Raw genomic sequence first — 26,250 nt, forward strand, 5'->3', positions numbered from 1 at the left:
GCCGTGCTCCCTCCGCTTCGCTCCCGTCCGCGTGGATTGTCAACAGTAAATCAGACAACTTTTTTAAGGGCTTCTTGTCGATACTGAACAGGCGTCATATAGTCTAGAGTTCCATGGATGCGATGCTTGTTGAACCAGTTGACGTAATCATATAATTCCAATTCCAGATGACGCAGACTCTGGAAGGTCATCTGGTTCACAAACTCTGTTTTCATGATCTTGTACGTGGCTTCAGCCACAGCGTTGTCGTAAGGACAGCCCTTCATACTTAGCGATCGACCGATTTCAAACGTCTCCAAGAGCTCGTTCATCTTTTGATTTTTGAACTCGCTGCCACGGTCGGTATGAAACCATTGAATCTGGCGTAGGTCACTCTTAACGGTCGCGAAAGCACGGGTAATCAGAGCAGCATCCTTGTTCGGACCTGCACTATGACCAATGATTTCTCGATTAAACAGATCGACCAGCACACAAATGTAATGCCATCGGTTCTTGACTTTCACATAAGTCAAATCACTGACGACGAAGCGTTTAGCTTCCGTTTGCGCAAACTCCCTCTTCAGCACATTTGTCGTTGTCGCTTCGTTACAGGACGATTTATGGGGCTTATATTGTGCCACCGTGTAAGTAGAAACGAGCCCTTGCTCCTTCATGATGCGGCCAATACGGCGTCTGGAGACAATAAACCCGCGCTCTTGGAGCTTCACTTTGATCTTGCGTGTGCCGTAGGCCCTTCGGTTTTTGAGAAAGATATCGACAATATCTTCAGTGACATCATCTTCAGTGGCTCGTTCTTGGGCGTTGTAATAAAATGTACTTCTTGCGATTTGCAGGACGTCGCACATTGCTGATACCGAGTATTTATCACGGTTGTTCTGGATGATAGCTACTTTCGTCCCATGATCAGCGCGGCTTGCTTTAAAATATCCACTTCCATTTTCAGACGCTGGTTCTCTTTTCGCAAAGCAATCAATTCCTCTTCTTCTGACGAGCGGTTGTCCTTCTCCTTGAAGGAGCCCGTTGTCTGAGCCTGGTTGATCCAGCGGTCTAAAGCAGAAGCTGTAAGGTCATATTCCTCTACAATCGCTGCTCTGGTTTTCCCATTTTCATGGAGCTGCACCATTTGCTTTTTGAATTCGGTTGTAAACGTACGTCGTTGTTTTTTAGGCATTGTAGAGAGCCGCTCCTTAGCATGATAGGTTTATTCTACAAGCCCTTATTTTTTCTGTCCAACTTAGTGTAGCCGATCCAGCGCGGGACTGAACCCCTTAGCGGGGATCTCCTCCCCTCAAGGTCTCCATAAAGCAAAAAGCACCGACCTCGGAAGGTCGATGATGTCACCCAAGCAACGGGCCATAATTCAGCCTACACTTGCCGCGGCAGCCTCTTCCATACCATGCAAACTTATCTTCATTCCAAGAGCAATTGCTAGTCGAAACACAGTATCCAAGCGAGGGATAGATCCACCATTCTCAATACGTGCAATAGACTCTTGATGAAGTCCTACTTTGTCCGCTAACTCCTTTTGGGTCCATCCTAGTTCAATACGCCTTTGATGAATGGCATTTACTAATTGAGCAACAGCTTCAAGCTCATTCATTCGCATTGGGTCTATGGATTTGAGCTCCTTCTTCTTTTCATCCCAGCTTTTCATATTCAACATCACTCCTTCCTCATTCTAGAGAGCCAGTTGCCCATGCGTCGTTCAGCAATTGCAATCTCCCGCGGCGGTGTTTTCTGCGTTGTTTTGGTAAAATGGTGCAATAAAATAGAGTGGTTACCGTTCCAACCAAAGAAAAGGATTCGATTATTGCCTGGCCGTAGTTCTCATATGTCATCAGAGATCCGTTGGATGAATTTCTCGCCTGCCCTTGTTCCCTTATCTTCTAACCGACTCAAGCAATAAATAATTTGCTCTAGTTAGACCCTTGCATTCTAAATGGTGTTGGCTGCAGCATCAAGGTCATCAATGAACTTCTCGACTGGCTTATTCCCATCTTCGTCTTCATAGAAAAATATATTGTACAAGGCTGCCTCCAACTGTTACAAGTATACTCCACCCTTATCCCAAATATAACATATAGGTCATAAAGCGGCATAAATACTTTTCGGCAACGCAGAAAGAGCACCGTTTCCGGTGCTCTCACTGGTACTAATGATGGAGACGAGGGGAGTATCGATATCCCTATTAAACTTACTTTGACGCCCACTCAATGATGACCACCCTAGCGGTAGATTTCGATGCCGTGCTCCCTTTGCTCCGCTCCGGTCCGCGCGGACTGAACCCCTGTCCGAAGATAACGCCACATAGGCTTCTACGGGTGTAGTCACAGTTTTGATGTCACCCTAGTACTCCGTAACCGCAAAAATTCATGGTAATCAACCAACCAGCCGATATATCCAATAAAAAGGATAAGAGGGACTGGCGATGGAAAAAAGATGGGTAGTCGAATTAAGCCAAGCAGAACGCGAACAATTGGAACAACTGATCAATAAAGGAAAAGTAGCTGGGTATAAAATCAAACACGCTCACATGTTACTGAAAGCCGATGAAGGAGAACACGGACCGTCATGGCCGGATACCCGGATTGCAGAAGCCTACAATGCCAATGAAAGTACGGTTCGAAATTTGCGAAAACGACTGGTCGAAAAAGGCTTCGATGCTGCATTAGAGCGTGAAAAGCAAACCAATCGCAGAACAAAACTGGATGGCGTGACTGAAGCGAAACTAATCGCCATCGCATGCAGCCAGCCGCCGGAAGGCTACAGCAAATGGTCGGTTCGGTTGCTCGCCAATCGCTTGGTCGAACTGGAAATCGTTGATGCTATTTCGAACATGACCGTGCAACGGGTGATGAAAAAAACAAACTCAAACCATGGTTGAAGAAACAATGGTGTATCCCGGAAGCATCCGGCGAGTTTGTTGCACGCATGGAAGACGTGTTAGATGTTTATCAGCGTCCGCACGATCCTAAACGCCCCCTCATTTGTCTGGACGAAACCAATCGGCAACTGACCCTGGAAACGCGGCCCTCTATCGCCGCCAAGCCGAATCAGCCGAAACGGATCGACTACGAGTACAAGCGCAATGGTGTCGTCAATCTGTTCATGATGTTTACGCCGCTGGAAGCCAAACGTCACGTACATGTCTCGGATCAGCGAGCACGGGTCGATTTCGCGGCCTGCGTCAAGGAACTGGTGGACGTTCACTATCCCAAGGCCGACCGGATTGTTCTGGTTATGGACAATTTGAATACGCACAGTGTCGGTTCGCTTTATGAAGCCTTTAAACCCACTGAAGCCAAACGATTGGCGGACAAACTGGAAATTCATCATACACCGAAGCACGGAAGCTGGCTCAACATGGCTGAAATCGAGATCGGTGTTCTCAGTCGCCAAGCCCTCTCCAGTTACGTCGCTACAAAAGAAGAAATGATCGCGCGTGTTGCGGCTTGGCAAGCCGATCGCAATGCCGAAGGCTCCACTGTCAATTGGCAATTTACGACACAAGACGCTCGAGTCAAGCTCAAAAGACTATACCCTGTAATTTAAGCGTTACGGAGTACTAGAGGCCCCCCCGTAAGTCCAAACAAGGGAGTTACAAACATACCAATAAGTGGTATAATGGTAATAGATTCGTTGAAAGGAACCCCTATGATAGAGTTGACCCTATATCACGGCAATACGGAAAGTGTAATTGATCAAATCGTCTTAGCCCAAACGCTGTTGCCTCATCTTAAGTCCACAGGCGATGAACACTATCTTGGTGATGGATATTACTTCTATCATGATGATAGTCAAGCAAAAGTTTGGTCGATTATGAAGGTTACTCGGAAAGAAAAATATAAAGAAGAGAATTGGGCCGTTCTTAGATGTACTGCCCGTATAAATGAAGATCAATATATGGATCTTGACCTTAGGGAGCATCAAGACTTCTTTTTCCAAGAAATGCTTCGATTAAATAATGAAATTAATGAAAAGAAGCTCGATGTCGATGAATACCACGATTCTTTTATGTGTAATCATTTGGCTAATATCTTAGATTTACATCTAATATCCAAAACCTTTCCCTACAAAGATAAGCAAGAAGCTTTTCCTCCATTATTTTCAAATCAAAGAAGTAAACCTTATGGCATTACTAGACACTTTAGAACTGAGAAACAATATTGCGTTATGAATACGGATATAATCCTGAGCTTTGAAAAGGTAATGCGGGGTAATAACCCTAAGAAAAGAGGTGTTATATCATGAAAGCCGCACAAAAATGGGCTCAGAAAATGAGTTCTTACTACAATAATATAGATGCAAAATCTCTTAAAGCAGATCTGCAGCTGGCTGGTTTCAGTGTCATCGACTCTGAAAATGCTGTGGACCACGATGTCGTCAAAAATCAGTTACTAATTTCTTTTAGAGAGGCTGCGGCAAGTAGCGAACTGGATGAAGACTTGCACACAACAAAGGTATTAGTTGATAAAAACGGCCAGCTTCTTGATATTGTATAGTAGTTAGTATAAAACCTTCAATGGAGTCAATACTAGAATTATAGTATTGGAGTCATGGAGGTTTTCTTATGAATAAAGGTAGAAATTCAATTGCAGTCTGGAAAGCAAAATCAGATGAATATTATAAGTCCTCATCTAAGGAAAAACTAAAATCGGATTTATTAAAAGCAGGCTTTACAGTTAAGGATGCGAAAAAAAGTCCCATAAAAGGTAAAGGCACCGACCACTAGGTCAGTGCCTCTTGTCTTTATGGAGACGAGGGGAGTAGCGATATCCCTATTAAACTTACTTTGACGCCCACTCGACGATGACAACCTTAGCGGTAGATTTCGATGCCGTGCTCCCTCCGCTTCGCTCCAGTCCGCGCGGGACTGAACCCCTTAGCGGGGATCTTCTCCCCTCAAGGTCTCCATAAAGTAAAAAGCACCGACCTCGGAAGGTCGATGCTTTTTGTACTTTTATGGAAACGAGGGGAGTATCGATATCCCTATTAAACTTACTTTGACGCCCACTCGACGATGACAACCTTAGCGGTAGATTTCGATGCCGTGCTCCCTCCACTTCGCTCCAGTCCGCGCGGACTGAACCCCTTAGCGGGGATCTTCTCCCCTCAAGGTCTCCATAAAGTAAAAAGCACCGACCTCGGAAGGTCGATGCTTTTTGTACTTTATGGAGACGAGGGGAGTCGAACCCCTGTCCGAAGATAACGCCACATAGGCTTCTACGGGTGTAGCCACGGTTTTGATGTCACCCGAGCAACGCCCCGTAACCGGCTTTGCGTTGGGTCAGCCTGATTGTCTTCTTCCGTTCGACCCCAGGCGGAGACCGAACGGCGTATCCCACTAAAGTTGAGCCCCTATCCTAGCACATGGGCGATGCTAAGCAGGAGCACGCTCACAGGTTATTAAGCTGCGAAAGCGTAGTTTTGTTGTTGTTTGCCATTTAATAGGCTTTAGCGTTGATGAAGTGGACGCGTCCCCACTACCCGCTACCCATGCTCGAACTATCCCCGTCGAATCCAAGAACGTCCCCGCATAGGTGGGCTTTCTGCCAGGAAAGCCGCAATAGATAAAACATGCATCCACTTGTGATGCTTACTTAGTATAACATATTTTCGGGCAAAATGAAGCATATCTTGCTGGAAGCCGATCCAGCCGGTTCCCGCCAGCGCGGATCGTTACCGCGCCACCTTCTGCTTCTCGCGCAGAGCGCGTTGAATGTCGCGCTGAGCGTCGCGTTTGGCCGCAGACTCGCGCTTGTCGTACTGCTTCTTGCCACGGCCGAGGCCGATCAATAGCTTCGCGTAGCCGTTGCGCACATAGATTTTGAGCGGCACCAGCGTGTAGCCCTCCTGCTTGGCTTGGCCCAGCAGCTTGCGAATCTCCGCTTTCTTCAGCAGCAGCTTGCGGGTCCGCGTCGGATCGGTCGGGTTATGGCGGTTGCCCTGCTCGAACGGACTGATGTGAACGTTATGGATGAAAGCCTCGCCGTTGCGGATCGTCGCGAAAGCATCCCCGATATTGGCTCGTCCAAGGCGCAGAGATTTGATCTCCGTGCCGGTCAGCACCATGCCGCATTCGTACGTATCTTCAATAAAGTAATCATGGGAAGCTTTCTTGTTCTGCGCAAGAAGCTTGCCGTCAGCTTTCTTCGTAGCCATGGAACCTCACTTCTCCTTCCCCACAGCGCTTCAAAAAAAGGGATTGGAGTTCATTTTACCAAACTCCAATCCCCGGAAGCAAGCGAAAAAGCTACTTTTTCGCCAGCTTTTTCTTGCGCTTGCGCGGCCCGGGGCGCCCGCCTTCGCCAGCAGGCCCCTTGCCTGCGCCCTGCGACTCCAGCGCGCGCGCCTTGGCGGCCTCGACGCCGGTGCCGCGCGAGAGCGAGCCCGCCGCCGCAGCTCCGGCGCTGGCGCTGCCCTTGCGCGCGCGGGCGCTCTTGCTGCCGCCGGAGGCGCCGGACTTGCCGCGCTTGCCGCTGCGTGCGGCTTCCGCTGCGCCGCGCTCGCGATCGCCGCCGCGGCCCTTCGCTCCGCGGCCGGCTCCGACAGCTTCGCCGCGGCGTCCGCCGCGCTGCTTGTCGCGCCGCACGTTCTTCAGCGCATCGACGAGGCTGACCTTCTGCTTACGCGGCTTCATATCCACCATCTCGAAGTCGATGGTATGCTCATCCATGTTGACGCGGGCGACGCGCACCTTCACTTCATCGCCGAGGCGATAAATCTTGGAGGTGCGCTCGCCGATCAGCGCATGCTGCGCCTCATGGTAATGATAATAGTCGTCATGCATGTCGCTGAGACGAATCAGGCCTTCGACCGTATTGTCCAGCTCGACGAAAATCCCGAAGCTCGTCACGCTGCTGATCAGCCCTTCGAACTCTTCGCCGACTTTATCCAGCATAAATTCGGCTTTCTTCAGCGCTTCGGTCTCCCGCTCGGCATCGACCGCCACGCGCTCGCGCTCGGAGGATTGCTTCGCGATATCTTCCATGCGCCCGGCCAAATACTCATGCCGTTTGTCGGACAACGTTCCGCTCTCCAGCACCTCGCGAATGACGCGGTGAATGATCAGGTCAGGATACCGCCGAATCGGCGAGGTGAAGTGCGAATAGAACTCGGCAGCCAACCCGAAGTGGCCCAGACTTTGCGCATCGTAACGCGCCTGCTTCATGGAGCGGAGCATGACGGTGCTGATAACCGTCTCCTCCTTCGTTCCCTTGATCTCCTCCAGCAGTGTCTGCAGTGCGCGAGGATGGACCGTATTGCCTTTGCCGCGGACGACATAACCGAAATTCGTGATGAATTCCATGAAATGCATCAGCTTCTCGGCATCCGGATCTTCGTGAATCCGATACAAGAACGGTACCTTCATCCAGTAGAAATGCTCCGCCACCGTCTCATTGGCCGCAAGCATAAATTCTTCGATGATCTGCTCGGCGATCGTCCGGTCCCTTTTCACAATATCCGTCGGTTTGCCGTTCTGGTCGACCAGTATCTTCGATTCCTGGAAGTCGAAGTCGATGGCTCCGCGATTCATCCGGCGCTGCCGCAGCTTCATGGCCAGCTCTTCCATCAGGCGGAAATCGTCCATCAGGTATGCATAACGCTCAACCAGCGCCTCATCGGCTTCCCCGGTCAGCAGCTTGCGGACATTGGTATAAGTCATACGTTCGCTTGTTTTAATCACGCTCGTAAAAATATCGTGACGAACGACGTTCAAGCTAGCGTCGAACTCCATCTCACAGGACATCGTCAGCCGATCCACCTGCGGATTAAGCGAGCAAATCCCGTTAGATAGCCGGTGCGGCAGCATCGGAATGACACGGTCTACCAAATACACGCTGCAGCCGCGGTTATATGCCTCTCTGTCGAGCGGAGAGCCTTCCCGGACATAGTAGCTTACGTCGGCGATATGAACGCCCAGAACGTAGTTTCCGTTCGGCAGACGCTCTACGTTAACGGCATCATCGAGGTCCTTGGCGTCTTCACCGTCGATCGTGACGATTCGCTTCTGCCTCAGATCGCGCCTTCCGGTCAAATCGCTCTCCGAAATCGTCTCGGGAACCGACTGAGCCTCTTCCATCACTTCATCGGGAAATGCCTCCGGCAGCATATGCTTGCGGATGATGGAGATTATATCGACTCCGGGATCGTTCTTATGACCCAGAATCTCGATGACTTCCCCTTCGGCGGCCGCCCTTCCTTCCGGATAGGACACAATGCGTACGACCACCTTATGGCCGTCCATCGCTCCGTTAAAGGCATGCTTGGGGATGAAAATATCTCGAATAACCCGCTTGTCATCCGGTACCACGAAGGCGTATCCCCCGTCGTTTGCCTGGAATAATCCTACCATTTGCGTGTTGGCGCGGGAAACGACACGTACAACTTCACCCTCAAGCTTCCCTCCATGGGCGCTTTTGGACGTAATCCGCACTAAAATAATATCCCCGTTCATCGCACCCGCCATATCGTTGGCATGTATGTACACATCCGGGTGGTCACGGTCATCAGGAATGAGAAAGCCGAAGCCTTTGGCATGGGCCTGCAGCTTGCCTCTAAGCAAATTCATTCGTTCCGGCACGCCGTAGCGTTCGGTTCTGGTCCGTAGAATAAGCCCTTCGTTCTCCAATTCGTTAAGCAGCTTCAAAAACTCTTTGAAATCATGTGCGCTCTCGATTTGAAAATGCCTCTCAAGCTCCTGATATGTCATCGGTTTATAAGCCGTTTCTTTCATAAAATCCAATACTTGTTCTTTTGTGATCAATATGTCACCTTCCTTCTTCTTTCATTAGTCTTACCCATTTTACCGTTATGATAACATCGCAGCCCTTTCCAAACGATCTTTAACCCACAATTTCGATGATCTTGGTATGGAAAGAACCGATTTGACGCTTCTTCCTTAGCTTACGCAGCTTCTCCGCACAAGGCTTGGGCGTTTGGGAGTAAGCCTTTTAATATATATGAAAAGCTTAGCTTGCAGTTCACTACAGCTGCCGGATCATCGAGTCGAGCGGCATATCGCTCGAATACAGAAAAAAAGCAGCGGGAGCATCTTCTCCCTGCTGCTTCGGTTTTATAGTTACCCTAATTTAACGAAGTAAGCAACGATGAGCGACATAGCGAAGAATACGACTGCCAACCCGATCGTCAAACGCGATAAAAACAGCTCCAAGCCGCGCGCCTTTTGCTTTCCAAAAAGATGCTCCGCACCTCCAGAGATGGCACCGGACAACCCTGAGCTCTTTCCTGGCTGAAGCAATACAACCGCGATCAGGCCAAGAGAGGCAATGACCAGTACGATTTTTAATGCAAGTTCCATATTTCCACCTCCTGCGAGCGTTCTTTCGTGGATAATTAAAGGCAACGGTACAGCCATCAATATGACCTAAAATAGACAGCATTTGTATTATATCACAAACTTGTCCTACTGGCAAATAACTTCCTCTCGTTTTGAAGCCGCCGGTTTCCGGGACAACTTCATAAACGAGGCTGCCACGATTGCCTAGCGCAAGGCCTCCTCTAACAAAACTATGGATAGTACGGCCCCTCTTGCTGCTGCCGGTTCGGTCTTGGCCGCGGCTTTTTCCGTTCGAGAAAAGCGACGATGGCGTTTTTGGCGCACCACAGCGCGAACAGGCTGAACCACAATGCCCAGCCGATAGCCGGTATCGGCGTTACCCGGCTTAAGTTGGCCGCGTCGCCGGCCGAAGCCGGATTATCCAGCGCATAGACGATGAGCGAGATCGGCCCGAGCACCGACTCCTCCAGCGTCAGAAACGCCAGCAGCAGGTAATAGAAGTCATGCAGCCAGCGCGGCGCAAGGGCAAGCATAATAATATTGAGCGCGATAAAGCCGATCAGCCACATGACGCCGAACTCGTTGCGGACAAGCAGGATGAGGGCCAGAATGGCAATGACGGTCATGATCTGAAGACCAAGCCGCTGCTTGCCTCCGGCGCGCAGCTTGAACAGCAGCACGGCGAACAAGGACGCCGTCATATAGCCGGCCAGCGATACCGGAATGGAGCTCCAATTGCTCGCAATTTGCGAGTACGTCACACCGCTGTGATTGGCGTACAGCTCGATGTACATGACCTTACCCGACAGAGCGAGCGTCACGACGGCATGCCCGAATTCGTGAATCATCGTATCCAGATTGCGAAAAAAAGAAGAAAAGGGGATCAACCGCGTGAGAAAGGCTGACCCTATCAAAAATAATACAGTCTTTAACCCGTTACCCATTCGGCTGAGATCCCCCCGGTGTTGTATGAATAACGAGGAAACCCATTGAAGACTGTGCTTTCGTCTGCGGATGCGCATCTGCCTACGGCGGCTGTTGAAACCGGGTTATCTGTTAACTTACCTTACGGTTACAACCCGCTTTCAAAGGCCGCACGTGAACTCTCCGGCAGATGCATCATCCTCCGCCTGCAATGTCTTATAGGGGAGTACGCTATTCATACAACATTTCTATAAAGCAAGCAAAAGGCGGATTTAACAACCCGCCTCCGCCTTTATGATGCATAAGATACTATTTATCTTATTTGAAGTTTTTCAAGTTGTAGAACGCTTTTTTACCGGCGTATTGAGCCGTGCCGCCCAATTGGTCTTCAATGCGAAGCAATTGGTTGTATTTAGCTACGCGGTCCGTACGGGAAGGAGCGCCCGTTTTGATTTGTCCTGCGTTCGTAGCTGCTGCGATGTCAGCGATCGTGCTGTCTTCGCTCTCGCCGGAACGGTGGGAGATAACCGCAGTGTAGCCTGCGCGTTTAGCCATTTCGATCGCGTCGAATGTTTCAGTCAGCGTACCGATTTGGTTAACTTTTACCAGGATGGAGTTAGCGATGTCTTGCTCGATGCCTTGGGACAGACGAGCTGTGTTCGTTACGAACAGGTCGTCGCCGACCAATTGCACTTTGCCGCCCAATTTTTGAGTCAGCAGCTTCCAGCCTTCCCAGTCGTCTTCAGAGCAGCCGTCTTCGATCGTGATGATCGGGTACTTCTCTACCCAGTTAGCGAGGAAGTCTACGAACTCAGCGGAAGTGAACGATTTACCTTCGCCCTCCAGATGATATTTGCCGTCTTTGTAGAACTCGGTGGAAGCAACGTCCATACCGAGGAATACGTCAACGCCCGGTTTGTAGCCAGCGCGCTCGATAGCGGTCAGGATGGAAGTGATAGCTTCTTCGTTAGATGCGAAGTTAGGAGCAAAGCCGCCTTCGTCGCCGACAGCGGTGTTCAGGCCTTTTTCCTTCAATACGGATTTCAGGCTGTGGAAAATTTCCGCGCCTGTGCGAAGCGCTTCTTTGAATGTAGGCGCGCCTACAGGAAGCACCATGAATTCTTGCACGTCAACGTTGTTGTCGGCATGCGCGCCGCCGTTAATGATGTTCATCATAGGAACAGGAAGCTGTTTCGCGTTGAATCCGCCCAAGTATACGTACAGAGGGATGTCCAATGCTTCCGCAGCTGCGCGAGCTACCGCCATGGAAACCGCCAGGATCGCGTTAGCGCCCAGTTTCGCTTTGTTAGGCGTGCCGTCCAGCTCGATCATTTTGTTGTCGATAGCGACTTGGTCCAGAGCGTCCCAACCGATCAATTCAGGAGCGATAATATCGTTTACGTTCTCAACGGCTTTCAGAACGCCTTTGCCGAGGTAACGGGATTTGTCGCCGTCGCGAAGCTCAACCGCTTCATATGCGCCTGTGGATGCGCCGGATGGCACGATAGCGCGGCCTTTTGCGCCGGATTCCAGATATACTTCTACTTCTACAGTCGGATTGCCGCGGGAATCCAATACTTCGCGAGCATAAACATTAGTGATCATTGTCATGACTTCGATACACTCCTTCATCTTAAGTAAAATTTTTATTGAATCAAAGCTTTGCCGGTCATTTCCTCAGGCTGCTGAACGTCTAACAGCTTCAGCATCGTCGGGGCGATATCCGCCAAAATGCCATCGTTTCTTAGTGTAACATGTTTGCTGGTCACAATAAAAGGGACCGGATTCGTCGTATGCGCCGTATTGCGGCTGCCGTCCGGATTCGTCACGACATCGGCGTTCCCGTGGTCCGCCGTGATCAAAGCAACGCCGCCTTGAGCCAGGATCGCTTCGACGACTTTGCCGAGGCATTCGTCGGTCGCTTCGATCGCCTTAATCGTCGGCTCGAGCAAGCCGGAATGGCCGACCATATCCGGGTTCGCGAAGTTCAGGATGATCACATCCTGGCGTCCGGACTCGATCTCCTTCACCGTCGACTCCGCCAGCTCATAAGCGCTCATCTCCGGCTGCAGATCGTAGGTTGCCACCTTCGGCGAATTGACCAAAATGCGGGTTTCACCCGGCAGCTCTACATCGCGTCCGCCGCTGAAGAAGAACGTCACATGCGGGTACTTCTCCGTCTCCGCCGTACGAAGCTGCTTCAGGTTGTTCTGCGCCAGCACTTCGCCGAGCGTGTTATCGAGATTTTTCGGCTTGTACGCTACGTAGCCGTCCACGCTCTCGCTGAACAGTGTCAGGCAGACATAGTACAGGTTCGAAGGGCATTTCGGCCCGCGGTCGAAGCCGCGGAAATCGCTGTTGGTGAACACTTGCGACAGCTGAATCGCCCGGTCCGGACGGAAGTTGAAGAAGATCACGGAATCGCCGGACTCGACGAGTCCTACCGGCGTTTCGTCCGCATTCACGATAACCGTCGGCATAACGAATTCATCGAACACCGATTTCTCGTACGATTCGATGATCGCTTGCATCGGGTCGGTATATTTCGGACCTTCCCCGTATACCATGGCGCGGTACGATTTCTCCGTACGCTCCCAGCGCTTGTCGCGGTCCATTGCATAGTAGCGGCCTTGCACGGTTGCGATTTTGCCTACGCCGACTTCGCCGATTTTGTTCAGCAGACGCTCCATATACCCTTTCGCGCTGTCCGGAGCCACGTCGCGGCCGTCCAGGAACGCGTGAATGTATACTTCCGTGAATTGTTCCTTTTTGCATACTTCAAGCAAAGCGAACAAATGATCGATATGACTGTGAACGCCGCCATCCGACAGCAAGCCGTACAGATGCAGCTTTTTGCCGTTCTGCTTAGCGTTACGGATCGCGCCCAGAATCGTTTCGTTATCGAAAAACTCCCCGTCGCGAATCGACTTGGAAATGCGCGTCAAATCCTGATACACGATACGGCCTGCGCCGATGTTCAAATGGCCGACTTCGGAGTTGCCCATTTGCCCCTCCGGCAAGCCTACCGCTTCCCCGCAAGCCGTCAATGTCGTATGCGGGTATTCCGCCCAATAACGGTCATAGTTCGGCTTTTTCGCTTGAGCGACCGCGTTGCCCGTCACTTCGCCGCGAAGGCCGAAGCCGTCGAGAATGATCAGTGCTACCGGTTTTGGTCTGGACATGTTACTTGGCCCCCTGAACGAGCGCAATGTAGGAAGCCGGCTCCAAGCTTGCTCCGCCTACGAGAGCGCCGTCGATGTCGGACTCCTGCATATATTCGCCGATATTGTTAGGCTTCACGCTGCCGCCGTATTGAATGCGCACCGCATCCGCCGTCGCTTGACCGTACAAGCCTGCAACCAGCTCGCGAATGTAGCCGATGACTTCGTTGGCGTCCGCCGCCGTGGAGGATTTGCCCGTTCCGATCGCCCAGATCGGCTCGTAAGCGATAACGACTTGCGCCGCTTGCGCCGCGCTAAGACCGGCGAAAGCCGCTTCCGTTTGCACTTTGCAAACGTCCTTCGTTTGTCCCGCTTCGCGCTCTTCCAGCTTCTCGCCCACGCAGACGATCGGCGTCAAGCCGTGCTTGAATGCGGCATGAACCTTTTTATTCACCGTCTCGTCCGTTTCCGCAAAATAAGCGCGGCGCTCGGAATGGCCGATGATGACATAATCAACGCCGAGATCCTTCAGCATCACGCCGCTGATTTCACCGGTGAATGCGCCGTTGTCTTCGAAGTGAAGATTTTGCGCTCCGACTTTCAGCGTCGTGCCTTTCACAGCCTCAACAAGCGCCGGAAGATTGGTAAAAGGCGCGCAGATGACGCTGTCCACGCCGTCTACTTCCGCTTGGCCTTTCACTTCGTTAACGAAAGCAACCGCTTCGCTAACGGTTTTGAACATTTTCCAGTTGCCCGCAATAATTGGTTTGCGCACCGCAAGTCACTCCTTTATTAATGTGAATGTATGTGCCGAAACAGCATCGTCTCTGCCGGCGTCCCGGGCAGCTGCGCCTCAGAGAACGCCAGAGAGATTAAAGAATGCCGATCTTATTTATCGTTAAGAGCCACAACGCCCGGCAAAGCTTTGCCTTCCATGAACTCCAGGGAAGCGCCGCCGCCTGTAGAGATGTGATCCATTTTGTCGCCGAGGTGGAATTTCTCTACCGCTGCAGCCGAGTCGCCGCCGCCGATTACGGTGTAGCCGGATGCGTTAGCGCAAGCTTCGGCAACGGCGCGGGTGCCGTGGGAGAACGGTTCGATTTCGAATACGCCCATCGGTCCGTTCCATACGATCAGTTTGGATTCGGCGATCGTTTTCGCGTATTTCTCGCGCGATTTCGGTCCGATGTCGATGCCTTCCCAGTCGGCAGGAATTTCGTTAACCGCTACGATGCGGGTATTGGCCGTCGGGCTGAAATCGTCCGTTACGACGATATCTTCAGGAAGCAGGAAGTTGACGCCTTTTTCTTTCGCTTTGTTGATGAAGCTAAGAGCCAATTCCAATTTCTCGTTGTCAACGAGCGATTTGCCGATTTCCATGCCTTGCGCCTTCAGGAACGTGTAGGACAAGCCGCCGCCGATGATGATGTTGTCTGCGATGTTCAGCAGGTTGTTGATCACGTCGATTTTGTCTTTTACCTTCGCGCCGCCTACGATCGCCGTGAACGGACGCTCCGGATTGTTGAGCGCTTTGCCCAGCACGTCCAGCTCCTTCTCCATCAACAGGCCGGATACGGCCGGCAAATGATGCGCGATGCCTTCCGTCGAAGCGTGAGCGCGGTGAGCGGCGCCGAACGCATCGTTTACGTACAAATCAGCCAATTCGGCAAAAGCTTTGGCCAGCTCAGCGTCGTTCTTCTCTTCTCCCGCATAGAAACGCACGTTTTCCAGCAGCAGTACGTCGCCTTCGTTCAAAGCGTTCACTTGCGCTTTCACCGCTTCGCCGATCGCTTCGTCGGCTTTCGCTACCGGTTTGCCGAGCAGCTCGGACAAACGCGCAGCAGCCGGAGTCAAGCGCAGCTCTTCGACGACTTGTCCCTTCGGACGGCCCAGATGGCTCGCCAGAATGACTTTGGCGCCTCTTTCCGTTAAGTACTGAATCGTCGGAACCGTTTCGCGAATCCGCGTATCGTCTGTGATTTGCCCGTTTTCCAACGGAACGTTGAAATCTACCCGTACGAATACTCTTTTGCCTTTTACTTCTACGTCACGAACGCTTTTTTTATTCATGGTTCTCCCCGCGCCTCCTCTTTGGTTAAAAAGCCGTGCTATATAGTCTTGCTTGCCTCGTACACCCGCACATAAAAAATGTGGTGATGTCTGATCATCGTTTCGCAACAACTTCGCGGGTGAAAAGCAAGAAGGGATGTACCGTAGAGCGTCAGTGAGGTTCCTTTGAGATTGTATTCATACCGGTATGAAATCTAATTCCCAAGAAGACAGACTCAAGCAGAACCCGAAAGTACATCCCTTTTGCATCAAGCGAAAAGCCATTTATGAAACTTTGTCAGTGCATAACCACAATTGTTCTAACTTACAGACCTTTTTTCGCGATGAAGGCAACCAAGTCTACAACGCGGTTGGAGTAGCCCCACTCGTTGTCGTACCAGGAAACGACTTTCACCAGGTTGTCGCCAACGACCATCGTCGACAAAGCGTCGATTGTGGAGGAAGCAGGATCGCCGTTGTAGTCGCTCGATACAAGCGGCTCGTCGGAGTAGTTCAATACGCCTTTCAAAGCGCCGTTAGCGGCTTCTTTCAACGCTGCGTTTACTTCGTCAACCGTTACGTTCACTTTCAGTTCGGCAACCAGGTCGGTTACGGATACGTTCGGAGTAGGAACGCGGAACGACATGCCGTTCAATTTGCCTTTCAATTCAGGCAGTACCAAGGATACGGCTTTAGCTGCACCCGTAGTGGACGGAATGATGTTCTCGGCTGCTGCGCGAGCACGGCGAAGGTCTTTGTGCGGCAGATCCAGCACGGATTGATCGTTCGTATAGGAGTGGATCGTTGTCATCATGCCTTTAACGATACCGAATTTTTCGTTCAATACTTTAGCGAATGGCGCCAAGCAGTTCGTTGTGCAAGAAGCGTTGGAGATGATCGTGTGATTAGCCGGATCGTATTTATCTTCGTTAACGCCAAGAACGATCGTGATATCTTCGTCCGTTGCAGGAGCGGAGATGATAACTTTCTTAGCGCCGCCTTTCAAGTGAAGGGAAGCTTTTTCTTTCGCTGTGAAAATACCTGTGGATTCAACAACGATTTCTACACCGTTAGCAGCCCAAGGCAGGTTTTCAGGATTGCGCTCAGCAAATACTTTTACCGTTTTGCCGTTAACGATCAAAGCGCCTTCCGTAGCTTCTACAGTGCCTTCGAATTTGCCGTGCGTAGTGTCGTATTTCAGCAAATGAGCCAGCGTTTTTACGTCTGTCAAATCGTTGATAGCTACAACTTCTACTTCAGGGTTGTTGAATGCTGCGCGGAATACGTTACGACCGATACGTCCAAAACCGTTAATACCTACTTTAGTTGCCATGTGGAATAGCCTCCTAGTAATGATTTTTTTTGGATTTATGTCAAGACAGGCAGAGCCTGTCAAGATGGCAATGTCTGTACAATCTCAAGCGCGGCCGCTTCATCGATGACGAGAATGTCTTCCCGCCCGAAGCGCAGCACCGCTGCAATCGCCTCGCCTTTGCTCTTGCCTCCGGCGACGCCGATTACGCAATCCATCTGTTGAATATCTTCGATGCGCAGCCCTACGGTCGGCATCTTGTGCAATATGGTGCCGTCGCGGTCAAAATAATACCCGAACGCCTCGGCAAGCGCTCCGTCATTCTGCAGGATCGCCGTCGTCGCTGCGTCTACTTTGCGCCTTCTGGCCATCACCATAGCTTCTCCTATGCCGTGGATGACGATGCGGGCTTTGCGGATAAACTGAATGATCTCCAGGATAGTGCCGTCCTGCATCAAAGTCTGGTAAGCTTCTTCGCTTAAGTGATCGGGCACATGAAGCAGCCGGTATTTGGCCCCCGTCTTCTTCGCCATCGTCGAGGCAATCGTATTCGCCTGCAGCTCCACGCTCTCGCCGAGTCCGCCCCGAGCCGGCACGAACCAGCTGCCTTTGAGCGAAGTGGAAGAGGACAAGTGGTAGGCGACCTCCGCCATCGTCGACCCGCCGGTTACCGCAATGACTTCGTCTTGGGACACGTATTTGCGCAATACCGCTGCGCCGGCACGGCCCAATTCTTTCTTCGTATGCGGCGACGCATCGGAATCTCCCGGCACGATAACGACCTGCTTCAAGCCGAAATGCGAACGGATGCGGTCTTCCAGCTCCGCCAATCCGAACAAATCCTTGACCATCGGTTCGATCTTGTCGAGCAGTTGACGGCCCGCTTCACTGATCTTCATACCGGAGGCGTCGACCTCCAGCAGCCCTTGCGCTTTTAAAAAATCGACCTCGGCCCTTAAGATGCGCTCCGTCGTGTTCAGCGATCCGGCCAGTGTTCGGCGACCGACGATTCCTGACACCATAATATGGTGCAATATCGTATATCTCTTTTTCAGCGTGTCCAGTAGGTCCGGCAGAAGCTGCTTTTGAATATCGAGCATATCTCTCATAAAACACTCTCCCGCTGTGACATGGACACCTTTCGTCCCAGTACTACATTTTTAGTCCCACATCTTCCAAAAAAACAACTAAGCTTTCACTTAGCTGTCCTCATTATATAAAATTTGAAAACCATTTTCAACTAACAAATCACAAATCGGACAAAAATTCCGCGGCATACGGGCAAAAGGGCTTGCTGCGCCCGCATGGTTAGGCCGGCCCCCCGGTTTCGAACGCTGTGCCCGCCCCCGGCTCAGCATCGCCGACCTCCGCCTTGCGCCGCCGCCCCCATGTTTAGGATATGCGTCTGACCGTCAGAAGTTCCTCCTGCGGCAGAGCTTGCGCCCGCTGGGACAAGGACCATTTGAGCTCGCGGAATTCCGAGACGAATCTATTGATGATATTGATAATCATTATCATATATAGTATACTTCGCTCTAAGCACATTATCTTTGCGGAGGCCGGAGGAATGAAAACTTTCGAGAGACTGGAGACCTTTCTTACGCTCGCGGAGTGCGGCTCTTTCACCGAAACGGCCAAGCGGCTGTACTGTTCGCAGCCTACGATCAGCGGCCATATTCAGCAGTTGGAGGAACTGCTGGACGCCAAGCTGCTTGTCCGCTCCGGGAGAACGGTGAAGCTGACGCCTCAAGGAGAAATTTTTTACGACTACGCGCGCAGAATCACGCAAATGTTCAAGGAAGCCGCCGATAAGATTGCCCAGTCCCAGCAAACCGAACCTGTTCTGTCCATTTACGCCAGCAATTATATCGGGGTCTACGTGCTGCCGGATCTATTGGGGCAATTCCGCCATTCCAATCCGAAGCAGCGCTTCGAGCTTCATACATACGGCTATGACGATCTGCATCGCATGCTGGCGCAGCATCAAATTCACCTGGCCTTTATGCCGTTATACGATGACGATTCCTATATCCAGTCGGAACTGGATCATTATGTTCTGTTCGAAGACCAATTCTTGTTGGTGTTCCCTCCCGATCATCCCTGGTCCGAACGAAAAACGCTGTATGCCCGCGATCTCGAACATACGACCCTGCTGCTGCCGCAAAGCCGCCTGCTGCAAAGCAGCATTCTCGCTCCGCTGGAGAAGCTGAGGATTCGGCTGTCGACCGTGCCGATGAGCAGCTTTGAGGTGATCAAGGAATCCGTTAAGAACGGACTGGGCATTGCCTTTCTGCCGGTTTACGCGGTTCGCGATCAGCTCGACAAGGGAGCTCTGCTGACGAAACCGGTCTGCGGACTGCGGATCGAACGGAAGAACGGCCTCGTCTATCGCCGCGATATTCAGCTAACCGACGCCGAGCAAGCCTTCTACGACTGCGTGAAAAACGTCTATACTGAGGAGAAGCTCCCCGCTTCATTATCCTGAACATTCGTTAGACAACCCTGCCGAAGCTTTTTCTTGCCAAATTCCTTTTCTGCAGGGTTGCTTTTTCCCGAATAGTATCATATAATAACTCTTGCTTCTCATTTTTTGAGACAAACTAATACGCGCCCGTGGTCCAATGGATATGACGTAGGCCTCCGGAGCCTGAGATTAAGGTTCGATTCCTTACGGGCGCGCCATCTTTACTCACATTAACGATAACCAAAGCCTCTGTTTCTTGCATCCTCGCAGGAAGAGAGGTTTTTTTGTCACCTCTGTTTGACCTTCCTTGACCTTTGTTTGTTTTTACGCTATGATGGTTATAGTGTTACCATATATGAAATTTAAGGAGGCTGCAGCTTATGAGTTTCATTCCAATGGTCGTAGAACCGGATGCACGAGGAGAACGCGCTTACGATATTTACTCCCGTTTGCTTAAGGATCGCATTATTTTTCTGGGAACTCCGGTCAATGACGTTGTGGCCAACGCCATCATCGCCCAATTGCTGTTCCTGGCCGCTCAGGACCCGGATAAGGATATCAGCCTATACATTAACAGCCCCGGCGGTTCGATTACCGCAGGAATGGCTATCTACGATACGATGCAGTTCATTAAGCCGGACGTATCGACCATCTGCGTCGGTATGGCCGCATCGATGGGCGCGTTCCTGCTTGCAGCCGGCGCCAAGGGCAAACGCTTTGCGCTGCCGAACAGCGAAGTGATGATTCACCAGCCGCTGGGCGGAGCCGAAGGTCAAGCCAGCGATATCGAAATCCGCGCCAAGCGCATTCTGAAAATGCGCGATAAGCTGAATCATATTTTGGCCGAGCGCACAGGACAACCGTTCGAGAAAATCGAGAGAGACACCGACCGCGACAACTTCATGTACGCGGAGGAAGCCGCCGCTTACGGCCTGATCGATAAAGTCATTGAACGCGTCTAATTTTTGCATATGCTTCAAAATAAAAGCCTGCGAGGCCGCCCGTTATCGGGAGGTTTCGCAGGCTTTTTTGACGTCGGGGCGCAGCCGGCCCGCGTTAAAGCCAAAGCAGCCGGCCCGCCTATCGGCTTCCGTGCAGCGCGGCACGCCAAGATCCGCGGCTTCCAGGCCGCCATCCATGACTTTCAATTGCCTCCGCTCCCGATCAGTTCCTTTCGCTCGCAGACCTTATCAGCTCCAGGTCGAACGGCGCCGGATTCGGGAGCCGCCGCAAGTACGCAAGCGCCTTCGCTTTATCGCCCCGGTCCCCTGGTTCAATCCCGTCCAGCGCCATAATCGCCAGCGCCCTTAACGCATAAGGATTATCGCCCTCGCTTTCATATGCCCGGATCGCCCCCTTGTAATCGCCCTGCAGCACCAGCTTGTCGCCGGGCAGCTGCCCCTTGTCGGAGACGGAGAAGAACGGCTCCGACCCGTTCAGCGACGTATAATAGCCTCTGGAGCTGCTTATTCTCTCGCCCCGGTCGTTGAAGGCGTCGACGGACCAAACGAAATGGCCCCCGGGGTATACGATCCCCAGAATGCCGGAGGAGCCGATCCATACTTCATTTTGGGAAAAGGATTTGCTGAGCCCCCTCCGATACGTCCGCAGCGTTTCCAGATCGTACTCCGCCCTAGGCTCGGTCCACGCCTCATCCAGCGGAATGGAAGAGACGCCCTGCGGCTTGCCGTCCTCGCCGAACTCCAGCGCCGCGATCGACAGCTTGTAGCTCGCGGCGCCGGGATACGGCTCCCAGCTAAACTCGAACCGGCCGGATGCGATCACTTCCTTGTTCGTCGGCTGAACGACCTTCACCTGAGGAACGAACCGCAGATCATAGTCCGCCGTCGCTCCGGATCGAATCGTTACCGTCTCGCTTCCCAGATCGCTGAGATAATATCCGCTCAGCTCCGCCGGATCGGCGCCGACGCCCGCTTCGTACTCGCCTTCAGGCACGTCGTAGAAGCGGAAGGAACCCGCGTCGTCCGTCATCGCCATCGGATAGCGACCGTACGGCGGATACATCCAGCTGGAGTCCGCCTTGCGATGCAGGGCGACCACCAGTCCGGCCGCAGGCCGGTCGCCTATCACGACCTTCCCCTGCAAGGAAGGCGTTGTCGCAGCCCCTCGCTCCTCCGCCCCTCGGCGCGAAGCGAGCAGCTGCGCGTAGGCCGCCGCTTCCTTGCTGCGCCCATCCTGCTTGCCGTTATCCGCCATGCTGCGAAAGAGCGGCTCGGCCCGATCGTACTCCTTCGCGGCAAAATAGATCAAGGCCAGCTTCCATCGCGCTTGCTCGGCGAGAACATACCCCGGGTACTCCGCAATCAGTCTCTCCAGCTTCTCCCGGGCGTACGCCATTCCTTGAGAGGAGACGGTCCCGGCCAAGGAATAAGAGGACGAGTTGTGAAAAATGAACATCCGACCGTCCCCCGGGTTCGGAGCCTCCGATTCAGCCGCCCAATACAGCGCATCCGGGGCCTGGCTGCTCCGGGGAAAATACTTCAGAACGGCATCGTACCGTTTCCATTCCAGCAGCTTAGAGGGAAGCTCAACGTATACGGCGAGCAGGAAGACCAGCAGCAGCAACAGCCCTACTGCCAATGTCTTGTACTTGATCCGAATCACGGCCGCCACCCCCGATTCAGCTCTTCGCTGCGAAATACATTCCCGGCCAGCGATACATACGCCGGCTGTTCGGCCTGCCCTTCATAAGCCTGTTCCGGATGCCTCGCCGCATCCGTCAATCCGCTCTTCCCGGAGGGAGCCGACAACGGAAGCGCGAACAAGAGCCATATCGCCATCGCGCACAGCAGCCCCCATCCTGCGGCGGCCGGGAACGGGATAGCGAGTTCCCGCTCCCAGAACGGCGTCTTCGCCGGGTCCAGCCGCATCATCACCTGGCGCTGCATCTCCTCGCTGAACCGCACGCCGGCCAGCTCGGCCTTCAACTGTTCGCGCACCGGATTATTCCCATGCCTTGCTTTCATCCTTCCACCCTCCCGCCTCCAGCAGTTTCTTAAGCAGCCTCTTGGCGCGCGACAGCTTGCTCTTGACCGTTCCTTCCGATTCGCCGAGCAGCTCCGCCATCTCCCTTATATACATATCCCGATAATAATACAACACGATCACTTCCCTGTATTTATAAGGCAGCTGCCGAATGCAGCCCATTAAAGAATCGCTCTCTGCGTACCGTTCAAGCCCTCGGTCGGAGCTGACAAGTCCGGGATGCTCCAGTCCGAAGAACACCAGCCGCCTCCATGAAGCCCGGCGCATCCGGCTCCTGCACAAATTGATCGTAATTTGCAGCAGCCAGCCCCGCAGCGATCCTTCTCCTTGGAACTGCCCGATCTTTTGATAAACGATCAGAAACACCTCCTGACTGATATCTTCCGCGGAGTGCCGGTCTCTGATCAGCAGCGCGGCTGTACGGTACACCTCATGACCGTACCGGTCCATCAGCGGCGGCAATCCGGAGCCGTCCCCCCGGCGCAGCCGCTCAATCCATCCCAGCTCGGGGTTCATCGCTCCCCCTCCTCTTCACCCTTATAGATGCGGTTTCCCCGCTCAAAGGTTGCATAAGAGATCAATTTTCTCGCGCAAGCAAAATTATCTATAACAGCAAAAAAATCGGCCCCCCTGCGCACCAGGAGAGCCGACGGTAATCACCGTTTCGACAATTAGTTCGTTTCTTTATCGTCCAAAGGATAGAAGATGAGATCGATCGGGAAAGCCGAGCCCGCCGGAGGCGTAAATTCGATATCCAGCGAATCCTCCTTGCCTGTCGTCTTCGTCAAAATCTGCATGCCGTCGAACGCCGTCAGCACGCCGGATTGCGGTACGAGGTGCATCTCCCCGTTAATTTTGAACGGGCCTTTGAAGATGCCTCCGTAAGCCAGCACCATGACTGCCATTTTGCGCGGCTTATCCGCATGGATCTTGTAGACGACGCCGTAGTTGCCGTCGTTCGTCACATTTTGCTTGCGCATCGGATCGTAACCCGGCTGGAACGTATCGGTCGTGCCGTCCCCGATAATCAGCCTCGACGGCTTCGTGAACGAGCTGGCGTCCACATTCCAATTCACCTGAGATACCGGGAACGACCCGCGGACATGTCCGGTGAACGGCAGCAGCGGCAGGCGGTTCAGCGTGTTCTGCGACACCTGGTCGGTGGCGACGAAGGAGAACTGAATCTCGCCGTCCGTTTCCACATCGTAGAACAAATTCACGCCTTGACCGGGATAAAACTCCGGCATTTGCGAATAAATGAACGTTTGATTCGCCGGAACGACCATTTCTTCATTGTGCGGATCGTTCATCAGAAAATCGACGGACGCTTCGTTGCCGATCAGGTTCGCATACACAGAAGGCCATACTTCGCCTTTATTGGTCGTTTTGATCGTCACCGGCTTATTGGTCATGTTCTTGGCCAAGATCGCCATAGTAACCTTTTCCTGCGTTCCATTGATGTGATCTGCGTACAATCTGCCTTTTCCGTTGACCGTATCCTGATACAGAATGCCTTTTTCCGTAAATTCCTCCGGACTGTCGCTGACCAGAAGCTTTCTCGTATTATCGGTCGTTACCTGCTTCGGCAGCTGCGGCAAATTCCAGAAGTTGCCCCATAGCGTGCTCCAATCCGTCTTGATAAAGCTTCCTTCAGGCTTCATATAGATCGGATATTCTATCGCGTTCAAGTACGTCTCGCTGCTTACGATAATATTGCGTGTGTACGGCTCGCTCTTGTTGCCGTGGCCGTCCCATACCGTCAGCGTCACCTGATGGGAGCCGGGTGTGAAGAACGCTTCGTCGTTGCCTGTCCAGTCGTACTGAACGATGCCCTCGGCATCCGGATCATAGCTCAGGTCGACGTATTTCACCGGTTCGCCGATCTTGTAAGTATTTTTGTTTGTCGAAAATTTGGCCACCGGGTTGGAATTGTTCGAATTCGGAATATAAATGCCGTTCGGTGTCTTCGTATACAAAATGTCTACCCGTCTCAGTTCATCGTTGTACGTATAACGGGCCCCCATGTAATCCGCCAGCCAAGTCAGCTTAATGAGCAGCTTGCCTTCCGGACTGATGGCCGCCGCGGAATCGAAAGGCTCGAGAATCCCGTTAATCCATACCGATTTCCGGTCGCTGTCCAGCACGATATCGTACCCTGGCGTCTCCATCGTGATCTGGCGCGTCTTCTCGTTCCACTCCACCTTCATGCCCAGAGCGTCTCCCAGAAACTTGGCGGGTACAAACATCTTGTCTTTGATGATCGTAGCCGGGGAGTCTAGCGTCACTTGTTTGCCGTTCAAGAAAGCCTCGCTTTTGTCGACATAGAGCAGTATGTAAGTCGAAGCCGACGATACGCCCTGCGCTGATGCCAACGGTGCGAAGAGAACGGCGCATAACAAGGTCATGATCATGATCAAAGACATTTCTCTTTTCATCTGTTTCATCTCTCTACTCCTTTAAAATGGTAAAAAAAGATAAGCAAAAAAACCTTTCCTAAAGAAGACACGTCATTATAGACGCTCCGCTCAAGAAAAGGTTGCGCTTTTCCTTGCACCCAAATCCAGCCATCATCTTCCACTTCATACAATAGACATAAATGCCGAAATATGACGCATTTACACACCTGCTATTTCCACAAATGGAAAAAAGCTTCCTTTCGGAAGCCTGTGGCGGTTGTTATTGGTTCTCCAGTTCCTCTTTGCTGACCAAAGCGACTAAAGCGTTTACAGCCTGCTCGGCGTCCGAACCTTCTGCACTAATGTATACTTCCGTACCTGTGCTGATGGCCAAGCTCATAATTCCCATAATACTCTTGGCATTAACTTTCTTCTCGTCTTTCTCCACGAAAATTTCGGAAGAGAACTTGTTAGCTTCCTGCACAAAAAGTGCCGCTGGTCTGGCATGAAGGCCTGTTTTCAACTTCACGACTACTGGGCGTTTCGACATTCCAACCCATACCCCCTACTATCTTAATATTACGAATGACCATTTTGCATAAATGACCATGAAAAAGCGATTTTTCATCCATTATACCATTTTTCCGCCGGATGCACTAGAAGCGGGCGGCAATTTACACAAAAAATCTATATTTTCGTCCGAATTATGAATTGCGGATCTTTTCCGCCAGCTCGTCGATCTTTCGAAGCCGGTGATTGACACCGGATTTGCTGACGCTGCCCTTAAGCAGGTCTCCGACCTCTTTCAAATTCATGTCCGGATGCATCAGCCTGATTTCAGCAACCTCGCGCAGCTTTTCGGGCAAGTTTTCCAAGCCGAGCTCCTTTTGCAGCAATCGAATATTATCGATTTGCCGGACGGCTGCGCCGATCGTTTTGTTCAAGTTCGCCGTTTCACAATTAACAAGACGGTTGACCGAGTTGCGCATATCTTTCATGATCCGCACGTCCTCGAAACGCAGCAGCGCCTGATGGGCGCCGATCAGGTTCAAGAACTCGATAATTTTCTCGCCTTCCTTGATGTAGAAAACGAACCCCTTCTTTCGCTCGATACAGCGCGCGTTCAGGTCGAACCGGTTGGCCAGCTCGCACAGAGCTTGGCAATGCTCCTCGTACATCGAAGAAATTTCGAGATGATAGGAAGAGCCCTCGGGATTGTTCACCGATCCGCCCGCCAAGAACGCCCCGCGCAAATAGGCGCGTTTACAGCAATCTTCTCGAATAATCTCGTCTTCAATGCCCGGAGTGAACATAAAGCCCTCGGAGACAATATGCAGCCGGGACAAAATTTCCTGCACTTGGTTCGGTACCCGTACAATGTAGACGTTATTTTTCTTCAGTCGCATTTTCTTGCGGACGAGCAGCTCGGTATGAACGCGAAACTGCTTTTTCAATAATGAATACATCCGGCGGGCAATCGCCGCGTTCTCGGTCGACACATCCAGTACGATCCGCTGGCTAGTCAGCTGCACGGAACCGTTCATGCGAATGAGCGCCGACAGCTCCGCCGTTTCGCAGCATGCTGCCTCGGATTGGATCATCGTTAATTCTTTTTTCGTTTGTGCGGCGAAGGACAT

The 26,250-nt window shown here is 52.1% G+C and carries 25 protein-coding genes, 1 tRNA gene, 1 other RNA gene and 1 pseudogene; 7 read left to right on the top strand and 21 right to left on the bottom strand.

Annotation, left to right across the window (positions count from 1 at the left end; all coding sequences use genetic code 11):
* Positions 1-50 precede the first annotated feature (50 nt).
* From N0M98_RS03535 to N0M98_RS33830, 3 genes and pseudogenes are all read right to left on the bottom strand, one after another.
* Positions 51-1,171, bottom strand: a protein-coding gene (locus N0M98_RS03535; protein WP_259616972.1) for an IS3 family transposase whose coding sequence is annotated in 2 segments (ribosomal slippage) — positions 51-922 and positions 922-1,171 — 1,122 coding nt in all. Because the reading frame shifts where the segments join, the coding sequence is not laid out codon by codon here.
* A gap of 189 nt (positions 1,172-1,360) precedes the next feature.
* Positions 1,361-1,654, bottom strand: coding sequence for a helix-turn-helix transcriptional regulator (locus tag N0M98_RS03540; RefSeq protein WP_249860042.1), 294 nt, complete (start codon positions 1,652-1,654; stop codon positions 1,361-1,363).
* Positions 1,655-1,662: 8 nt separating this feature from the next.
* Positions 1,663-1,815, bottom strand: a pseudogene (locus N0M98_RS33830) (type II toxin-antitoxin system RelE/ParE family toxin); the annotation flags it as partial.
* A 613-nt stretch (positions 1,816-2,428) separates the two neighbouring features.
* Between N0M98_RS33830 and N0M98_RS03545 the strand changes: the two are divergent.
* From N0M98_RS03545 to N0M98_RS03560, 4 genes are all read left to right on the top strand, one after another.
* Positions 2,429-3,552 (top strand): IS630 family transposase gene (locus N0M98_RS03545; RefSeq protein WP_259616973.1). Its coding sequence is split into 2 segments (ribosomal slippage): positions 2,429-2,858 and positions 2,858-3,552, totalling 1,125 coding nucleotides; the frame shifts between segments, so codons are not numbered across the junction.
* A gap of 102 nt (positions 3,553-3,654) precedes the next feature.
* Positions 3,655-4,251 carry a hypothetical protein gene (locus tag N0M98_RS03550; RefSeq protein WP_259616974.1) on the top strand — a complete coding sequence of 199 codons (597 nt, stop codon included), beginning with the start codon at positions 3,655-3,657 and terminating at the stop codon, positions 4,249-4,251.
* Positions 4,248-4,502, top strand: a complete 255-nt coding sequence (locus N0M98_RS03555; protein ID WP_259616975.1) for a hypothetical protein — start codon at positions 4,248-4,250, stop codon at positions 4,500-4,502. The genes N0M98_RS03550 and N0M98_RS03555 overlap by 4 nt, the downstream gene beginning before the upstream one ends.
* A 68-nt stretch (positions 4,503-4,570) precedes the next feature.
* The gene (locus N0M98_RS03560; protein WP_259616976.1) at positions 4,571-4,732 is read left to right on the top strand and encodes a hypothetical protein; all 162 of its coding nucleotides are present in this window, start codon (positions 4,571-4,573) and stop codon (positions 4,730-4,732) included.
* A 437-nt stretch (positions 4,733-5,169) separates the two neighbouring features.
* Here N0M98_RS03560 and ssrA read toward each other — a convergent pair.
* From ssrA to N0M98_RS03615, 11 genes are all read right to left on the bottom strand, one after another.
* Positions 5,170-5,534, bottom strand: a transfer-messenger RNA (tmRNA) gene (gene ssrA, locus N0M98_RS03565).
* A gap of 145 nt (positions 5,535-5,679) precedes the next feature.
* A complete protein-coding gene (gene smpB, locus N0M98_RS03570; protein ID WP_249860046.1) occupies positions 5,680-6,162 on the bottom strand; it encodes an SsrA-binding protein SmpB in 483 nt (160 codons plus the stop codon).
* Between the two features lie 91 nt (positions 6,163-6,253).
* A complete protein-coding gene (rnr, locus tag N0M98_RS03575) occupies positions 6,254-8,767 on the bottom strand; it encodes a ribonuclease R (RefSeq protein ID WP_259616977.1) in 2,514 nt (837 codons plus the stop codon).
* 315 nt (positions 8,768-9,082) lie between these two features.
* Positions 9,083-9,322, bottom strand: coding sequence for a preprotein translocase subunit SecG (gene secG, locus N0M98_RS03580; RefSeq protein ID WP_249860048.1), 240 nt, complete (start codon positions 9,320-9,322; stop codon positions 9,083-9,085).
* A 209-nt stretch (positions 9,323-9,531) separates the two neighbouring features.
* The gene (locus tag N0M98_RS03585; RefSeq protein WP_259616978.1) at positions 9,532-10,245 is read right to left on the bottom strand and encodes a M50 family metallopeptidase; all 714 of its coding nucleotides are present in this window, start codon (positions 10,243-10,245) and stop codon (positions 9,532-9,534) included.
* 298 nt (positions 10,246-10,543) lie between these two features.
* Entirely contained in the window at positions 10,544-11,836 is a 1,293-nt protein-coding gene (gene eno / locus N0M98_RS03590) for a phosphopyruvate hydratase (protein WP_249860050.1), read from the bottom strand.
* 35 nt (positions 11,837-11,871) lie between these two features.
* Positions 11,872-13,407, bottom strand: coding sequence for a 2,3-bisphosphoglycerate-independent phosphoglycerate mutase (gene gpmI / locus N0M98_RS03595; protein WP_259616979.1), 1,536 nt, complete (start codon positions 13,405-13,407; stop codon positions 11,872-11,874).
* A gap of 1 nt (position 13,408) precedes the next feature.
* On the bottom strand, positions 13,409-14,161 hold the full coding sequence (tpiA, locus tag N0M98_RS03600) for a triose-phosphate isomerase (RefSeq protein ID WP_259616980.1): 753 nt from the start codon (positions 14,159-14,161) through the stop codon (positions 13,409-13,411).
* Positions 14,162-14,274: 113 nt separating this feature from the next.
* Positions 14,275-15,456: a phosphoglycerate kinase gene (locus tag N0M98_RS03605; RefSeq protein WP_259616981.1), complete on the bottom strand. Its 1,182-nt coding sequence runs from the start codon at positions 15,454-15,456 to the stop codon at positions 14,275-14,277.
* 304 nt (positions 15,457-15,760) lie between these two features.
* Positions 15,761-16,768, bottom strand: coding sequence for a type I glyceraldehyde-3-phosphate dehydrogenase (gene gap, locus N0M98_RS03610; RefSeq protein WP_249860054.1), 1,008 nt, complete (start codon positions 16,766-16,768; stop codon positions 15,761-15,763).
* A 59-nt stretch (positions 16,769-16,827) separates the two neighbouring features.
* Positions 16,828-17,856, bottom strand: coding sequence for a sugar-binding transcriptional regulator (locus tag N0M98_RS03615; protein ID WP_249860055.1), 1,029 nt, complete (start codon positions 17,854-17,856; stop codon positions 16,828-16,830).
* A 458-nt stretch (positions 17,857-18,314) separates the two neighbouring features.
* On the opposite strand from N0M98_RS03615, the gene N0M98_RS03620 reads away from it, so the two are divergent.
* The 3 genes from N0M98_RS03620 (at position 18,315) to clpP (ending at position 20,173) form a co-directional block, all read left to right on the top strand.
* The gene (locus N0M98_RS03620) at positions 18,315-19,232 is read left to right on the top strand and encodes a LysR family transcriptional regulator (protein WP_249860056.1); all 918 of its coding nucleotides are present in this window, start codon (positions 18,315-18,317) and stop codon (positions 19,230-19,232) included.
* 122 nt (positions 19,233-19,354) lie between these two features.
* Positions 19,355-19,429, top strand: a tRNA-Arg gene (locus N0M98_RS03625).
* A gap of 162 nt (positions 19,430-19,591) precedes the next feature.
* Positions 19,592-20,173 (top strand): ATP-dependent Clp endopeptidase proteolytic subunit ClpP, encoded by a 582-nt coding sequence (gene clpP, locus N0M98_RS03630; protein WP_249860057.1) that lies wholly within the window; start codon positions 19,592-19,594, stop codon positions 20,171-20,173.
* A 42-nt stretch (positions 20,174-20,215) separates the two neighbouring features.
* Here the strand turns inward: clpP and N0M98_RS03635 are convergent, their stop codons facing one another.
* The 7 genes from N0M98_RS03635 to whiA all read right to left on the bottom strand — a co-directional run bounded on the left by N0M98_RS03635 (position 20,216) and on the right by whiA (position 26,250).
* The gene (locus tag N0M98_RS03635) at positions 20,216-20,359 is read right to left on the bottom strand and encodes a hypothetical protein (protein WP_249860058.1); all 144 of its coding nucleotides are present in this window, start codon (positions 20,357-20,359) and stop codon (positions 20,216-20,218) included.
* 16 nt (positions 20,360-20,375) lie between these two features.
* On the bottom strand, positions 20,376-21,836 hold the full coding sequence (locus N0M98_RS03640; RefSeq protein WP_249860059.1) for a tetratricopeptide repeat protein: 1,461 nt from the start codon (positions 21,834-21,836) through the stop codon (positions 20,376-20,378).
* Positions 21,833-22,198: a hypothetical protein gene (locus tag N0M98_RS03645; protein ID WP_249860060.1), complete on the bottom strand. Its 366-nt coding sequence runs from the start codon at positions 22,196-22,198 to the stop codon at positions 21,833-21,835. The genes N0M98_RS03640 and N0M98_RS03645 overlap by 4 nt, the downstream gene beginning before the upstream one ends.
* Positions 22,176-22,733, bottom strand: a complete 558-nt coding sequence (locus N0M98_RS03650; RefSeq protein WP_259616982.1) for an RNA polymerase sigma factor — start codon at positions 22,731-22,733, stop codon at positions 22,176-22,178. Before N0M98_RS03650 ends, N0M98_RS03645 begins: the two co-directional genes overlap by 23 nt.
* 155 nt (positions 22,734-22,888) lie before the next feature.
* The gene (locus N0M98_RS03655; RefSeq protein ID WP_249860062.1) at positions 22,889-24,661 is read right to left on the bottom strand and encodes a stalk domain-containing protein; all 1,773 of its coding nucleotides are present in this window, start codon (positions 24,659-24,661) and stop codon (positions 22,889-22,891) included.
* A gap of 232 nt (positions 24,662-24,893) precedes the next feature.
* Positions 24,894-25,163 (bottom strand): HPr family phosphocarrier protein, encoded by a 270-nt coding sequence (locus N0M98_RS03660; protein WP_028548982.1) that lies wholly within the window; start codon positions 25,161-25,163, stop codon positions 24,894-24,896.
* 154 nt (positions 25,164-25,317) lie between these two features.
* Positions 25,318-26,250 (bottom strand): DNA-binding protein WhiA, encoded by a 933-nt coding sequence (whiA, locus tag N0M98_RS03665; RefSeq protein ID WP_259616983.1) that lies wholly within the window; start codon positions 26,248-26,250, stop codon positions 25,318-25,320.

The sequence above is a fragment of the Paenibacillus doosanensis genome (assembly GCF_025060755.1).
Classification (GTDB): Bacteria; Bacillota; Bacilli; order Paenibacillales; family NBRC-103111; genus Paenibacillus_S; species Paenibacillus_S doosanensis.

Excerpts from the sequence above, each read along its gene's own strand:
- N0M98_RS03540 (WP_249860042.1), bottom strand. The coding sequence starts at position 1,654 with ATGAAAAGCTGGGATGAAAAGAAGAAGGAGCTCAAATCCATAGACCCA.
- N0M98_RS03550 (WP_259616974.1), top strand. The coding sequence starts at position 3,655 with ATGATAGAGTTGACCCTATATCACGGCAATACGGAAAGTGTAATTGAT.
- N0M98_RS03555 (WP_259616975.1), top strand. The coding sequence starts at position 4,248 with ATGAAAGCCGCACAAAAATGGGCTCAGAAAATGAGTTCTTACTACAAT.
- N0M98_RS03560 (WP_259616976.1), top strand. The coding sequence starts at position 4,571 with ATGAATAAAGGTAGAAATTCAATTGCAGTCTGGAAAGCAAAATCAGAT.
- smpB (WP_249860046.1), bottom strand. The coding sequence starts at position 6,162 with ATGGCTACGAAGAAAGCTGACGGCAAGCTTCTTGCGCAGAACAAGAAA.
- secG (WP_249860048.1), bottom strand. The coding sequence starts at position 9,322 with ATGGAACTTGCATTAAAAATCGTACTGGTCATTGCCTCTCTTGGCCTG.
- N0M98_RS03585 (WP_259616978.1), bottom strand. The coding sequence starts at position 10,245 with ATGGGTAACGGGTTAAAGACTGTATTATTTTTGATAGGGTCAGCCTTT.
- eno (WP_249860050.1), bottom strand. The coding sequence starts at position 11,836 with ATGACAATGATCACTAATGTTTATGCTCGCGAAGTATTGGATTCCCGC.
- gpmI (WP_259616979.1), bottom strand. The coding sequence starts at position 13,407 with ATGTCCAGACCAAAACCGGTAGCACTGATCATTCTCGACGGCTTCGGC.
- N0M98_RS03605 (WP_259616981.1), bottom strand. The coding sequence starts at position 15,456 with ATGAATAAAAAAAGCGTTCGTGACGTAGAAGTAAAAGGCAAAAGAGTA.
- gap (WP_249860054.1), bottom strand. The coding sequence starts at position 16,768 with ATGGCAACTAAAGTAGGTATTAACGGTTTTGGACGTATCGGTCGTAAC.
- N0M98_RS03615 (WP_249860055.1), bottom strand. The coding sequence starts at position 17,856 with ATGAGAGATATGCTCGATATTCAAAAGCAGCTTCTGCCGGACCTACTG.
- N0M98_RS03620 (WP_249860056.1), top strand. The coding sequence starts at position 18,315 with ATGAAAACTTTCGAGAGACTGGAGACCTTTCTTACGCTCGCGGAGTGC.
- clpP (WP_249860057.1), top strand. The coding sequence starts at position 19,592 with ATGAGTTTCATTCCAATGGTCGTAGAACCGGATGCACGAGGAGAACGC.
- N0M98_RS03645 (WP_249860060.1), bottom strand. The coding sequence starts at position 22,198 with ATGAAAGCAAGGCATGGGAATAATCCGGTGCGCGAACAGTTGAAGGCC.
- N0M98_RS03650 (WP_259616982.1), bottom strand. The coding sequence starts at position 22,733 with ATGAACCCCGAGCTGGGATGGATTGAGCGGCTGCGCCGGGGGGACGGC.
- N0M98_RS03655 (WP_249860062.1), bottom strand. The coding sequence starts at position 24,661 with ATGAAACAGATGAAAAGAGAAATGTCTTTGATCATGATCATGACCTTG.
- N0M98_RS03660 (WP_028548982.1), bottom strand. The coding sequence starts at position 25,163 with ATGTCGAAACGCCCAGTAGTCGTGAAGTTGAAAACAGGCCTTCATGCC.
- whiA (WP_259616983.1), bottom strand. The coding sequence starts at position 26,250 with ATGTCCTTCGCCGCACAAACGAAAAAAGAATTAACGATGATCCAATCC.